The sequence below is a fragment of the Aeromonas sp. MaB10011B genome (assembly GCF_017939325.1).
GTDB classification, from domain to species: domain Bacteria; phylum Pseudomonadota; class Gammaproteobacteria; order Enterobacterales; family Aeromonadaceae; genus Aeromonas; species Aeromonas caviae.
The window spans coordinates 31,717-44,891 of sequence record NZ_JAGKRK010000004.1 but is presented as its reverse complement, the minus strand read 5'-3'; the positions used below and the strand labels follow the sequence as shown (position 1 = coordinate 44,891).

General features: G+C 61.5%; 12 protein-coding genes and 1 riboswitch. Of the genes, 8 read left to right on the top strand and 4 right to left on the bottom strand.

Annotated features, from left to right (window positions below):
- The first annotated feature begins 2 nt into the window (after window positions 1-2).
- Complete coding sequence (locus tag J9893_RS02060; protein WP_210600191.1) at window positions 3-2,078, top strand: ATP-binding protein; 2,076 nt, start codon at window positions 3-5, stop codon at window positions 2,076-2,078.
- A 272-nt stretch (window positions 2,079-2,350) separates the two neighbouring features.
- On the opposite strand, the gene J9893_RS02055 is transcribed toward J9893_RS02060, so the two are convergent.
- The 4 genes from J9893_RS02055 to narQ all read right to left on the bottom strand — a co-directional run bounded on the left by J9893_RS02055 (window position 2,351) and on the right by narQ (window position 6,147).
- On the bottom strand, window positions 2,351-2,926 hold the full coding sequence (locus J9893_RS02055; protein ID WP_041212730.1) for an LON peptidase substrate-binding domain-containing protein: 576 nt from the start codon (window positions 2,924-2,926) through the stop codon (window positions 2,351-2,353).
- A 352-nt stretch (window positions 2,927-3,278) separates the two neighbouring features.
- Window positions 3,279-3,695, bottom strand: a complete 417-nt coding sequence (locus J9893_RS02050) for a globin domain-containing protein (RefSeq protein ID WP_223931226.1) — start codon at window positions 3,693-3,695, stop codon at window positions 3,279-3,281.
- A 101-nt stretch (window positions 3,696-3,796) separates the two neighbouring features.
- Window positions 3,797-4,435: a two-component system response regulator NarL gene (gene narL / locus J9893_RS02045; protein WP_039038841.1), complete on the bottom strand. Its 639-nt coding sequence runs from the start codon at window positions 4,433-4,435 to the stop codon at window positions 3,797-3,799.
- Window positions 4,435-6,147, bottom strand: a complete 1,713-nt coding sequence (gene narQ, locus J9893_RS02040; RefSeq protein ID WP_210600192.1) for a nitrate/nitrite two-component system sensor histidine kinase NarQ — start codon at window positions 6,145-6,147, stop codon at window positions 4,435-4,437. Before narQ ends, narL begins: the two co-directional genes overlap by 1 nt.
- Before the next feature lie 78 nt (window positions 6,148-6,225).
- A riboswitch (molybdenum cofactor riboswitch) is annotated at window positions 6,226-6,365 on the top strand.
- Between narQ and moaA the strand changes: the two genes are divergently transcribed.
- The 7 genes from moaA to J9893_RS02005 all read left to right on the top strand — a co-directional run bounded on the left by moaA (window position 6,353) and on the right by J9893_RS02005 (window position 13,166).
- On the top strand, window positions 6,353-7,348 hold the full coding sequence (gene moaA / locus J9893_RS02035; RefSeq protein WP_010674152.1) for a GTP 3',8-cyclase MoaA: 996 nt from the start codon (window positions 6,353-6,355) through the stop codon (window positions 7,346-7,348). (Overlaps the previous riboswitch by 13 nt.)
- 252 nt (window positions 7,349-7,600) lie before the next feature.
- Window positions 7,601-8,110, top strand: a complete 510-nt coding sequence (gene napF / locus J9893_RS02030) for a ferredoxin-type protein NapF (RefSeq protein WP_143237338.1) — start codon at window positions 7,601-7,603, stop codon at window positions 8,108-8,110.
- Entirely contained in the window at window positions 8,107-8,409 is a 303-nt protein-coding gene (locus J9893_RS02025; protein WP_010674154.1) for a chaperone NapD, read from the top strand. The genes napF and J9893_RS02025 overlap by 4 nt, the downstream gene beginning before the upstream one ends.
- A gap of 189 nt (window positions 8,410-8,598) precedes the next feature.
- Window positions 8,599-11,088 carry a nitrate reductase catalytic subunit NapA gene (gene napA / locus J9893_RS02020; RefSeq protein ID WP_041212735.1) on the top strand — a complete coding sequence of 830 codons (2,490 nt, stop codon included), beginning with the start codon at window positions 8,599-8,601 and terminating at the stop codon, window positions 11,086-11,088.
- A gap of 16 nt (window positions 11,089-11,104) precedes the next feature.
- Window positions 11,105-11,839 (top strand): ferredoxin-type protein NapG, encoded by a 735-nt coding sequence (napG, locus tag J9893_RS02015; protein WP_119196777.1) that lies wholly within the window; start codon window positions 11,105-11,107, stop codon window positions 11,837-11,839.
- Window positions 11,836-12,711 (top strand): quinol dehydrogenase ferredoxin subunit NapH, encoded by an 876-nt coding sequence (gene napH, locus J9893_RS02010; protein WP_119196776.1) that lies wholly within the window; start codon window positions 11,836-11,838, stop codon window positions 12,709-12,711. Before napG ends, napH begins: the two co-directional genes overlap by 4 nt.
- Complete coding sequence (locus tag J9893_RS02005; RefSeq protein ID WP_041212738.1) at window positions 12,711-13,166, top strand: nitrate reductase cytochrome c-type subunit; 456 nt, start codon at window positions 12,711-12,713, stop codon at window positions 13,164-13,166. The genes napH and J9893_RS02005 overlap by 1 nt, the downstream gene beginning before the upstream one ends.
- Window positions 13,167-13,175 lie beyond the last annotated feature (9 nt).

Here is a 13,175-nt window from a genome sequence, read left to right as displayed (position 1 = left end):
AGATGATAGGGAATAGCGAACTCGAAACCCTGGGTGACAAACTACAAACCACGCTGGTGGAGCTGATGCGTTGCCGGGAGCGGGAGGCCAGATATCGGGAGGAGTCCCAAGCCCTGCTGTGCGGGGTGGCGACCCTGGCACAGGCCCAGAGTCTGGAGCAGGTACTGGAGAGTCTCATTCTTGCTCTCAAGCCCTTTATCGGATTCGAACAGGCGGACGTGGTTGCCTGGGAGGCCGTGAGGGGCAGCACCCATCTGAGCACCCAGCCGGACGAGGTGGGCCGGACCTGGTCGCTGACACCGCTCTTCTCCAGGGCCATCGAGGGGGAGACCCTGGTCATCTATGATCCTGCCCAACTGCCTGAGCTGGCGCCGCTGGCGGGGGCGCCGGGCTGGGCCAGTGTCATGATGACAGGCTTGCAGGGACCGGGGTTTTCCGGTGTGCTCATCTGCCGGCACGGCGTGGCGGGCACCTTCGATCTCAAGAGCAAGGCGGCGATGCAGCGTTGTCGCCCGCTCATCTCCCAGGCCCTGGTCAACATCGCCTATCGGGCTCGCCTGCAAGAACAGGTTGACCTCAAGACCCTGGCCCTGCAGGCCAGCGAACAGCGTTTTCGCAGTTTTGCCGCCATGGCCTCCGACTGGTTCTGGGAGACCGACCCCCAGCACAGGCTCAGCTATGTCTCTGCCCCTGGCTATCAGGGGGAGGTGCTGGCCCGCCAGACGGGGAGAAGCCTCTATGATTTTGCCCACGACAAGCAGGACCCGGTCTGGAGCCACTATCGGCACCTGATCGCCCACCATCTGCCGGTGCGGGAAATGCGGGCCCAGGTGATGCTGGCGGGCGGGCCTTGCTGGATGGAGATCAATGCGGAGCCTTGCCATGATGCCGGTGGCCGCTTCCTCGGCTATCGGGGCACGGCGCGGGAGATAGGCAGCCAGATCCGCCGCGAGCAGGAGCTGGCGCGGGCGCGGGACGATGCCGAGACGGCCAACCGTGCCAAATCCCAGTTCCTCGCCATGATGACCCACGAGATCCGCTCTCCCATGAACGCCGTGCTGGGGATGCTGGATCTGCTGCAGCACGGCCGGCTCGACACTCCGCAACAGACCCTCATCGGCCATGCCACCCACTCTGCGCATCTGTTGCAGACCATCATCGACGATGTGCTCGATTTCTCGAAAATAGAGTCACATACCCTGACGCTGCACTGTGAACCCTTTCAGCCAGCCGAGCTGTGCCGTGCCCTGGTGGAGCCCTTGCAGGCACAGGCCAGTGCCAAGGGCATCACAATGCACTGGCATCTGGATGAGACGCTCCCTGAACGCCTTCAAGGGGATGCCGTCCGCCTCTCCCAGGTGATAGGCAACCTGCTTGGCAATGCCGTGAAGTTCACCTCCGTCGGCAGCGTGCGTCTGGCGTTGACCTGGGAGGAGGAAAAGCTGGGGGTCATGGTCAGCGACACGGGGATCGGCATCTCCACCGAGGATCAGGCGTTGCTGTTCGAACCCTTCTATCAGGTCGACAGTTCGGCAACCCGCCGCTTCTCCGGCTCGGGGCTCGGGCTGGCCATCTGCAGGCGGCTGGTGCAGCTGATGGGGGGAGACATTTGCGTGCAGAGCACGCCTGGGCTGGGAAGCTGCTTCTGGTTCGAGCTGCCCGGGATGGCCTCTCCCTGTGCTCCGGCCACCGCCCCCGGCAGTGAAGAGTGCGCCAGACTGGAGCTGGATGTGCTGGTGGTGGAAGACAGTCCGGTCAATCAGCTGGTGGTATCCCTGATGCTGCAGAAGCTGGTGTGCAGGGTGAGGCTGGCAGGCAATGGTCTGGAGGCCCTGGCACAGGTGGCGAAGCAGCAGCCGGACCTTGTCCTGATGGATATGCGGATGCCGCAGATGGATGGGCTGGAGGCGACCAGGCGCCTGCGGGACATGGGGTGCGAGATGCCCATCGTCGCGTTGACGGCCAATGCCATGATGGAGGACAGGGCCCGCTGCCTTGCCCAGGGCATGAACGATTTTCTGGCCAAACCCATCAGTCTTGCCAGGCTGCGAAGCTGCCTGCTCCGCCATTGCAGGTGATGCCGGCCGATTTTTGGTAAAAAAAATGGTCAACCTGGTGGTTGACCAATTCTTCAGCAAATACTGAAGAGAGCACGGGATAAATCGGGTTGTATGGTTTTATATGAAAAAGTCGTGCCAACTTTTCAAAACCTGTTATTTGCGGCCTGTAGCTGAATTGTGTGTTATTTATCGCTACCGTGATTGCAAAATGCAATTCTCATTTTTTCATTATAAGAATGCAGTGCCGAGAATTCGCGTTTTGCAAACCAACCGTTGACTCACTTTTTGACTCACTGTGCGATCAGTCGGCGCAAGAACTGACGCGCCGCTTCACTGTTCTGCTTGGCAATCAACATCTGTTTTTCATAGATCGGCATGGGCAGGATCTCGAGCCAGCGTTGGCAGAGCCAGGCTGCATCGTCGAACTGCTTGTCCGGGTAGAGTTCATCCAGTTCCGGGTATTGTGCAAAGACCTCTCTCAATCGGCTGACCAGCTGGTTGTCGCTGACATCAGAATCCGCACTCGGCCAGTTGGGCAGTGGCTCGACCTGGGCGTGCCTGAGGCCTGCGTCATCCGTTTCCATCTCGTGGATGCAGAAGCGTTCAAGGCCGAGCACGGTGACCCCGAGCAAACCGTCGTTGAGGGTATAAAAATCAGTCACCTTGACGCGGGTTCCGACCGGGAGAATCCGTCCGCAGGTGCCCGTGCTGGTGGTCTCTTCCATCACGATGCCAAAGCCACGATCCTCGAGGAAGGACTCCTTGAGCATCTGCAGGTGGCGCGGCTCGAACAGGCGAAGGGGGAGCTTGCCACCGGGCAGAATGTGGGACGGCAAGGGGAACAGTGCCAGTTGTTGAAGTTTCATGTTCCATCCTCCTAATCACTCATTGCTGAATGTGACAATGCAGTGACCGTGCCAGAGAGAGGTGGCGTGGCGAAGGGGTGAGCCATTTCCCGTGGTTATTTTTAATATCCATTTAAAATCAATCTATTGTGATTTTGTATCACGAACGCAGGCAAGGTAGTGCGAAAGGGATTCAGGTGAGGTGTTAGGGCGCCGAACATACCCCGTGTGCAGAATGAGTCTATTTTCGCATATTGCAAATTTGATTCATGCAAAATGCCTGTTACAGACCCATTCAGCGATTGGAGACCAAGGCTAGGGGATCAGGTGGTCAATTCGGTGTGCTGTGTCATGCCGTCCAGCATCAGGGCGGCTATCTCGTCATACATCTGCGACCATGTGCCAGTGCCGGGGTAAAACCACTGCCGAGACGCCGTGCCAGTACCTGGGTCAGCGCCTGTTTGAGCAGCGCAAACTGGTGGGGTTGAACGTTGAATCGCTTGTGACGCCTGCCGAGATCGCGAATGATGAAACCCAGTGCATCCAGCTGGGAGAGGCTGGTGATGACGGTGTTCAGGGTGTCCGACACCTTGGCAACGGGCAGCTCCTGATGTGGGGGGAAGAGGGCCCTGAGTTCGGGAGACAATCTGAACAGCTCTTCATAAACCTCCTGGACATAGCTGTTGTTCAGGGCGCTCACCCTGCCCCAGGCTTTCTGGACCAGCTCTATCTGCTCAAAGGTCATGTCGATGTTTCCTTCCCGTTCGATGTCATGAAAATAATAATCCATCTACTCAATAGAGCACCGGGTTCCGCGCCATTTGGGGAAAAGGAGAGGGGGCCAGCAAGGAGGCACGGATGGTGACCCCTTGCTGGCAGGAGGCCGGGACCTCAGTTGCGCTGTTCCAGGTACATGACGGCTGCTTCGACGCGGCTTTGGGCCTCGAGCTTTTTCAGCAGGCTCTTGACGTGGACCTTGACGGTTCCCTCGGAGATATGGAGCACGGAGGCGACCTGCTTGTTGGACAACCCCTTGGCGATTTCACGCATGATCTGCATCTCGCGTCGGGTCAGGCTCTCCAGCTTCTGCTGCAGGTGGTCCAGCTCGTAGATGTTCTCGAGATAGGGACGTAGCGGCTCGCTCAGGATCTGCTTGCCGGTCATCACGTCAGCCAGCTGGGCCAGCAGCATGTCAGGCTCGGTGTCCTTGAGCAGATAGCCGTCCGCGCCTGCCTTGAGCAGGGCAACCACATCCTGGCGGGCGTCAGAGACGGTCAGGATCACCACGCGGGAAGTCACCTCTTCGGCCCGCAGCGCCTTGAGGGTATCGAGACCTGACAACCCCTTCATGTTGAGGTCGAGCAGGATGAGGTCCGGTTCGGACTCCTTGGCCATGGCCACGGCGTCGGTGCCGTTGGAAGCCTCGCCAACCACGTCGATGTTATCTTCCAACTCCAGCAGTTGCACAATTCCCTTGCGCATCAGGGGGTGGTCATCCACGACCAGAACACTGTATTTCATCTCGTCCATCAGGCGTCTCTTGTTAGGCTGGTGGGAAAGGTCAGGTGTATGCGGGTGCCCCCGGAGGGCGGTTCACTGATGGTCAACTGGCCGCGCAATTTGCTGGCGCGTTCATTCATGATGCTGAGACCGTAGTGATTCACCGCCGAGCTTGCGCCCCTTATTCCAACACCATCGTCTGCAATCTGAACCTGGATGTTACCATCAGCCAGGGTCTCACAGCTAACGTCAATGTGCCGTGCGCTGGCATGCTTGATGGCATTGAGCACTGCCTCACGGATCAGCTGCAGGATGTGGATGTGCTGCCCCGCTTCAAGGTCGGTGTCCGTCAGTCCGTACTGGAGCCTGATGTCGGCGTGCGTCTGGGGTTTGAGCTGCTCGAGCATGACCGCGATGGCTTCACCCAGGTTGGCATCGCCGATGCTGAGGCGGAAGGTGCCGAGCAGTTCGCGCAACTGGGTATAGGCATTGCTGAGTCCCTCGTCGATCTGCTCCATGGCTGCCTCGGTCTTGGCCCTGTCCCCCTTGGCGAAGGAGCGCTTGAGCAGAGTGGCCTGGATCTTCAGGTAGGAGAGGGCCTGGGCGAGGGAGTCGTGCAGTTCACGGGCGATGACGGCGCGTTCTTCCATCAGGAGCAGGCGCTGGTGCTGCAGCAGGGTCTGATCCTTGTGCAGCACCTGGGCCAGCAACATGGAGAAGTTCTTCATCAGCCGCTCGTCGATGGGGTGGCCGCTTATCATGTCGAGCCGGCCGTACTCCTCGTCATCCATCTGCAGGTAGAAACTCACCACGGCGTCCAGATCCCCCGGCCACCCCTTTCGCCCTGTGATGTAGACCGGCATCGCATTGTGCTCGAAGCGGGTGAGGCGGATGTACTCGATGTGCTGGTGGCCGGCGGCCCGCTCCAGCAGCTTTTGCAGGGTGCGGCGGCTGAGGGGCGCCGCGTGCAGTTTCTGGGCGGTGGAATAGAGGAAGGAGAGGGTGTCGTTGGCCTGTTGCAGCTTGGCCGTTTTCTCCTCCACCTTGCTCTCCAGCTCCCGATAGAGCTTGCCGAGCTCGTCGGCCATGGTCGCGAACGCCCCCGACAGCTCTCCCAGCTCGTTTTCACAGTGAGGGGGCAGGGTGAGATCGAATTCCTGACGCTGGATCTGGCGTGCGCAATAGACCAGCTGGTTGAGGGGCGCCACCACCTGCTGGCGAGTGAAGCGCACCGTGCACCAGGCGATGGTGATGATGGCGAGCAGCCCTAGCCCCTCGGCCAGCGCCAGCATGCGCACCTTGAACTCCACGTGGTACTGCATCTGGTTGACGAAGTCATCGATGGCGGCGACGAACTGTTCCGTATTGTCGGTATAACGGCTGGGGGTGGCATTCTCGATGTGTTCGCGCATCACTTGCCATTGCAGCAGGACTTCACCATAGGTGCGGCGCAGTGAGGCGGGCGTGATCCAGCGCTGGGTCTCCTGCAGCTCGGGGGCATGAAGGGTCTGTTCAAACTGGGCGAGCCGGCCGAGGACGACCTGATCCTTCTCGATTTCATAGGCCATGCGGTAGGCCTGCATGCGCAGGGATCCCGACAGGTTGATGGCCTTGGCATCGGGAACCGAATAGAAGAGGGTGACCATGGCCACCACGGCGATCAGGCTGGCCATGAACAGGATCAGCACCATGGAGCGACCGATGGCGCTGCTGACCGACTGCACTCTGAACCATTTTCCCATGCCGACCGGCTCCCTTTTCACCCACAAAGACCCCACAAAGTAGCATGGGAGTGTACTCCAAGTTGTGCTAGCATCGAAAAACTAGATGAACTCCGAGCGATTTTGCCTAAGTCATTGAGATAGGGGGAGATCGCCGTCAGCCGATGTTCGAGCTGAAAGGGTCAGGAAAGAAATGCCCTGGCCTCCCGTATTTGGAAAGGTGTTTATGTTGCCACTTGAAGATGGTTTTTCCCGTCGCTTTTACTATTTGCGTCTGTCGGTCACCGACGTCTGCAATTTCCGCTGTACCTACTGTCTGCCGGACGGCTATCACCCGCCGAAAGGAGATGGTGAGGGGCGCCAGTCCTTCCTCTCCCTGGAGGAGATCCGTCGCGTCGTCTCCGGGTTTGCGGCCATGGGGACGCGCAAGGTGCGTCTGACTGGAGGCGAGCCCTCCCTGCGCCGCGACTTCACGGCCATCATCGAGACCGTGGCCAATACTCCCGGCATCGAGAAGGTGGCCATGACCACCAACGGGTATCGGCTCAAGGAGCGTGCCCGCGAGTGGTTCGATGCGGGGCTGACGGCCCTGAACGTCAGCGTCGACAGCCTGGATCCCCGTCAGTTCCACCAGATCACCGGCGAGAACAAGCTGGCGGAGGTGATGGCGGGGATAGACGCCGCCCTGAGTGCCGGTTTTCGGTCGGTCAAGATCAACGCCGTGCTGCTCAAGGGGCTCAATGATCATCAGCTCGAGACATTCCTCGCCTGGATCCGCGACAAACCCATCGAGCTGCGTTTCATCGAACTGATGCAGACCGGCGAGATGGACGCCCTGTTTCGCGATCACCATACCAGCGGTGAACTCATCAAGCAGCGCCTGCAAGAGAGCGGCTGGGTGCAGCAGCTGCGCGGCCTGGATGATGGCCCTGCCCAGGTGTTCACGCATCCGGACTCGAGGGGCGGGGTGGGGCTCATCATGCCCTACAGCAAGGATTTTTGCGCCGGTTGCAACCGGCTGCGGGTCTCCTCCAAGGGCAAGCTGCACCTGTGTCTCTTTGGCGACAACGGGGTGGAACTGCGGGATCTGCTCACCGATGACAGCCAGCAGGAGGCGCTGCAATGGCGTATTCGCCAGGCGCTGACCGGCAAGGCCGCCACCCATCGCCTCCATGAAGGCAATGCAGGCATGACCCCCCACCTGGCCTCCATCGGCGGCTGACAGCCGCCGTGCACCTCAAATAACCTTCGATTAATTATCAATCCTCACATAGGGGTAATTTACCTTGCCCCTGCTGTGTCTAATTACGCCAAGGGTTTGATCCAGCGCAAGAATCCCCCCTGTTTATCTCCCTGGTGGTATATCCCCTGACTTGTCAGGGCCGCAATATACACCCACGCTTATAATTGGCATTGAAAATGCCAGTCACGGGATCCGCGCGGGGGCATTCGTCCCCCGAAAAGAGGAGTCGATATGACCGACGGGGTCAACTTGTCACGCAGAGGCCTGTTTCGGGGACGCCTGAGCGCCCCCAAGGCTGGGATCCAGTTGCCCTGGTCCGTCTCCTGGGACGAGTTCGTGGCCGGCTGTACCCGCTGCGGCGACTGTCTGGCGGCCTGTCCGGAGCAGATCCTGATCAAGGGGGACGGGGACTTCCCCACGGTGGATTTTCACCGCGGCGAGTGCACCTTCTGCACCGAGTGTGTGAGCGCCTGCCAGGCGCCGGTGTTCAGGCCGACAACCCAGACACCCTGGGAGTATGTGGCCCATATCGAGGCGGGCTGTCTGGCCACTGCCCAGGTGTTCTGCCAGCGCTGTCAGGACAGCTGCGAGCAGCAGGCCATCCGCTTTTCCCCCCGGCTGGGGCGCGTACCCACCCCCGGCATCCATGCCGAGTCGTGCAACGGCTGCGGGGCCTGCGTAGCGGATTGCCCAGTGGGCAGTATCAGCATCGGTCTGTCTCGTGGCGAGGCTTCGCGATGACCCAAGAGACGAACAAGTTGGAAAACGGTGATATGACGCGAGAAGAGTTCCATGTATCCAGCCTGGTGGTGCTGACCCAGCCCGATCTGCGCCACGCCCTGGCAGAGCGGATTGCGACCCTGGACGGGGCCGAGATCCACGCCGTCAGCGAGGAGGGCAAGCTGGTGGTGACCTTGGAGGGGCCGAGCCAGCGCCCCATCATGGCGGCCATCGACACCATTCAGGGGTTGCCCGGGGTGCTCTCTGCGGCCCTGATCTACCACCAGTTCGATGAAATGGACGCCGAAGATGGGGAATAAGGCGTCATGTGGCAGAAGCGCAAGAGTCGTTCGCTGACCGCCACGGGTAATACACGGGATGCCGGGTCTGTTGTCTGCGTTCGATGAACGAAAAGCCCAGAGCAAAGGAATAAAGCGCCATGGAGCTGAGCCAGCGCGGCTCGTCACAATGGCTGTCATTGATGTGATTAAGCAATGCGAGGATATGTCATGAAGCTGAGTCGACGCGACTTTATGAAGGCCAATGCGGTGGCGGCAGCCGCTGCCGTGGCCGGTGTCAGTGCCCCCACTCTGGCGGCGAACCTGATCACCAGTACCGACAAGACCGCCATCACCTGGGACAAGGCACCGTGCCGCTTCTGCGGGACCGGCTGTTCCGTGCTGGTGGGCTCCCAGGCTGGCCGCGTCGTGGCGACCCAGGGGGATCCCGATGCACCGGTCAACCGTGGCCTGAACTGCATCAAGGGCTACTTCCTCTCCAAGATCATGTACGGGGAGGATCGCCTGACCCAGCCCATGCTGCGCATGACGAACGGCAAGTTCGACAAGAACGGCAACTTCGCCCCCATCAGTTGGGATCAGGCCTTCGACATCATGGCCGAGAAGTTCAAGGCGACCCTGAAAGAGAAGGGCCCGACCGCCGTCGGCATGTTCGGCTCCGGCCAGTGGACCGTCTGGGAAGGCTATGCCGCCGCCAAGCTGATGAAGGCAGGCCTGCGCTCCAACAACCTGGATCCCAATGCCCGTCACTGCATGGCCTCCGCGGTAGTGGGCTTCATGCGTACCTTCGGCATGGATGAACCCATGGGCTGCTACGACGACATCGAGCAGGCCGACGCCTTCGTGCTGTGGGGCTCCAACATGGCCGAGATGCACCCCATCCTCTGGTCGCGCATCTCCGATCGCCGTCTGTCCCACCAGGATGTGCAGGTGCACGTGCTCTCCACCTTCGAGCACCGCAGCTTCGAGCTGGCGGACAACGGGCTGGTGTTCACCCCCCAGACCGATCTGGCGATCCTCAACTACATCGCCAACTACATCATCCAGAACGACAAGGTGAACTGGGAGTTCGTCAACAAGCACACCCAGTTCCGCAAAGGGGTGACCGACATCGGTTACGGCCTGCGTCCCACCAACCCGCTGCAGCAAAAGGCCAAGAACCCGGACAGCGGCGACTCCACCCCCATGAGCTTCGACGACTTCGCCAAGTTCGTGGCGGATTACGATCTGGAGTCCGTCTCCAAGCTCTCTGGCGTGCCCAAGGACAAGCTCGAGAAGCTGGCCCAGATCTATGCGGATCCGGACAAGAAGGTGGTCTCTTACTGGACCATGGGGTTCAACCAGCACACCCGTGGCGTCTGGGCCAACAACCTCTGCTACAACATCCACCTGCTGACCGGCAAGATCTCCCAGCCGGGCTCCGGCCCCTTCTCCCTGACCGGCCAGCCCTCCGCCTGTGGTACCGCCCGTGAAGTGGGTACCTTCGCCCACCGTCTGCCGGCGGACATGGTGGTCACGGATCCCAAACACCGCGCCATCGCCGAGAAGATCTGGAAGCTGCCGGAAGGCACCATCCCGGAGCAGGTGGGCTACCACGCCGTGCTGCAAAACCGCATGCTGAAAGACGGCAAGCTCAACGCCTACTGGGTGATGTGCAACAACAACATGCAGGCCGGCCCGAACATGAATGAAGAGGCGCTGCCCGGTTATCGCAACCCGGCCAACTTCATCGTGGTCTCCGACCCTTATCCGACCGTGACAGCCCAGGCGGCCGACCTCATCCTGCCCACCGCCATGTGGGTGGAGAAAGAGGGGGCCTATGGCAACGCCGAGCGTCGCACCCAGTTCTGGCACCAGCAGGTGAAGGCACCGGAAGGGGCCAAATCCGACCTGTGGCAGCTGATGGAATTCTCCAAGCGCTTCACCGTGGAAGAGGTGTGGCCGGCTGAGCTGATTGCCAAGATGCCGGAAGTGAAGGGCAAGACCCTGTTCGACGTGCTCTATGCCAACGGCCAGGTGAACCAGTTCCCGAAAGAGCAGAGCAAGGGGGCCCTGAACGATGAGGCCGAGCACTTTGGTTTCTACGTCCAGAAGGGGCTCTTTGAGGAGTACGCCTCCTTCGGTCGCGGCCATGGCCACGATCTGGCGCCGTTCGATCAGTATCACGAAGCCCGCGGCCTGCGCTGGCCTGTGGTGGACGGCAAGGAGACCCTGTGGCGCTATCGCGAAGGGTTCGACCCTTACGTGAAAGCGGGGGAGGGGGTACGCTTCTACGGCAAGCCCGACGGCAAGGCGGTCATCTTTGCGCTGCCCTATGAGCCCGCCGCCGAGGCTCCGGACAAAGAGTACGACATGTGGCTCTCTACCGGTCGCGTGCTGGAGCACTGGCACACCGGCACCATGACCCGCCGGGTCCCCGAGCTCTATCGCGCCTTCCCGGATGCGGTGCTCTTCATGCACCCGGAAGATGCCAAGGCTCGCGGCGTGCGCCGTGGCGAAGAGGTGATCGTCTCCTCCCGCCGGGGCGAGGTGAAGACCCGGGTCGAGACCCGCGGCCGCAACCGTCCGCCCAAGGGACTGGTGTTCATGCCCTTCTTCGACGCGAGCCAACTGGTCAACAAGCTGACCCTGGACGCCACCGATCCGCTCTCCAAAGAGACGGATTACAAGAAGTGCGCCGTCAAGGTCATGAAGGCCTGAGGCGGGGGAGCGCGAGATGAGTCGTAGTCGGCGCCAGTTTCTGGCCGACATGGCCAAGGGGGCCTGCGGTGTGGGCCTGCTTGGCGTGGGGCTTGGCGGCGTGGCGCGCCAGCAGGTGCAGGCCGTGCCTGCCCAGGCGCTGCGCCCGCCGGCGGCCCTCGACGAGGCCGAGTTTCTCGGCGCCTGCGTGCGCTGCGGGCTCTGCGCCCTGGCCTGCCCCTACGACACCCTCAAGCTCGCCCGGCTGTTTGAACCCGTGACCACCGGCACCCCCTATTTCAAGGCGCGCGCCGTCCCGTGCGAGATGTGTGACGACATCCCCTGCGTGGCGGCCTGCCCGAGCGGGGCGCTGGATCGGGCCATGACCGACATCGATCAGGCGCGGATGGGGGTGGCGGTGCTCATCGATCACGAGACCTGCCTCAACTACCTGGGGCTGCGCTGCGACGTCTGCTACCGGGTCTGCCCCCTCATCGACAAGGCCATTACCCTGGAGCTGCAGCACAACCCGCGCACCGGCAAGCACGCCATGTTCCTGCCCACGGTGCACAGCGATCTCTGTACCGGCTGCGGCAAGTGCGAGCACGCCTGCGTGCTGGAGGAGGCGGCCATCAAGGTGGTACCTCGCCAGCTTGCCAAGGGGGAGCTGGGTCACCACTACCGGCTCGGCTGGGAAGAGAAGGAGAAGGCGGGCAAGTCCCTCATCGGTGAGCGACTGACCCTGCCGACCCGCAAACCGGAGGGCCTATGAGTCGGTATCCAGGGGCCGAGGCCACGGCCAGGCTGGGGTGGTGGCGTGCCCATCGCTTCCTGCTGCTGCGCCGGCTTTGCCAGTTCGGGGTGCTGGGGCTGTTCCTGCTGGGGCCGCTCGCGGGCATCTGGATCCTCAAGGGCAACCTCTCCAGCTCCTTGCTGCTGGAGACGGTGCCCCTCACGGATCCCCTGACCCTGTTGCAGTCGGTGGCGGCGGGCCAGTGGCCCATCCCCACCCTGTGGCTCGGGGCCGGGCTGGTGCTCGCGGGTTACTGGCTGGCCGGGGGGCGGGTGTTCTGCTCCTGGGTCTGTCCGGTCAACCTGGTCACCGATGCCGCCGCCTGGCTCAGGGGGCGACTTGGCCTCAAGGGCAATGGTCAGTTCAACCGCGCTACCCGCTACTGGCTGCTGGCCATGGTGCTGGTGGCACCGGCCATCACAGGCGTGCTGGTGTGGGAGCTGGTCAATCCGGTGTCCCTCACCCTGCGCGGCCTGCTGTTCGGCATGGGGGCGGGCTGGGGCCTGCTGGCGGCGCTGTTCCTGTTCGACCTTTTTGTGGTGGAGCGGGGCTGGTGCGGCCACCTCTGTCCGGTGGGGGCCTTCTATGCCCTGGTCAACCGGGTCGGGTTCATCAAGATTGCAGCCTCGGGGCGCGAGCGGTGCAGCAACTGCATGGATTGTTATGCGGTCTGCCCGGAGCGTCCCATCCTGCGCGGCCCCGTTCACGGTGCCAGGCGTGGTCACGGGCCCTTGATTGCAGCTCAGGAGTGTACCAACTGCGGCCGTTGCATCGATGTCTGCGCGGAGCAAGTTTTTGAAATCACTGTAGGTTTTGCCGTCAAGGCAGAGAAAACGTCGGAGAACACATAATGAAGAAGCTGATTGGAGCAATGCTGGCCTGCCTGATGGCGGGTTCCTTGATGGCGGCCGTCCCCGAGATCACCAACAGCACGGGGGGCATCAAGTCGGAGCGGGGAAGCACGGATCTGGTAACGGATGCCGACGCGGCCCCTCTGAAGAACTTTCGCAAGGATGGCGACCTCTACGATCGCCAGTACATGCACCAGCCCCCGCTGATCCCCCACGACACCCGCAACTATGAAGTGGACAACAAGGTCAACAAGTGCCTGGCCTGTCACAGCTTCAAGAACGCCAGTGCCATGAAGGCCCCCAAGATAAGCCCCACCCACTTCGAGACCCGCGACGGCATGACCCTGGGCGAAGTCTCGCCGCGTCGCTACTTCTGTCTGCAGTGCCACGTGCCGCAAGCGGATGCCAAGCCGCTGGTGAACAATACCTTCAAACCGGTTGAAGCGCTGAACTGAGGAACCCAT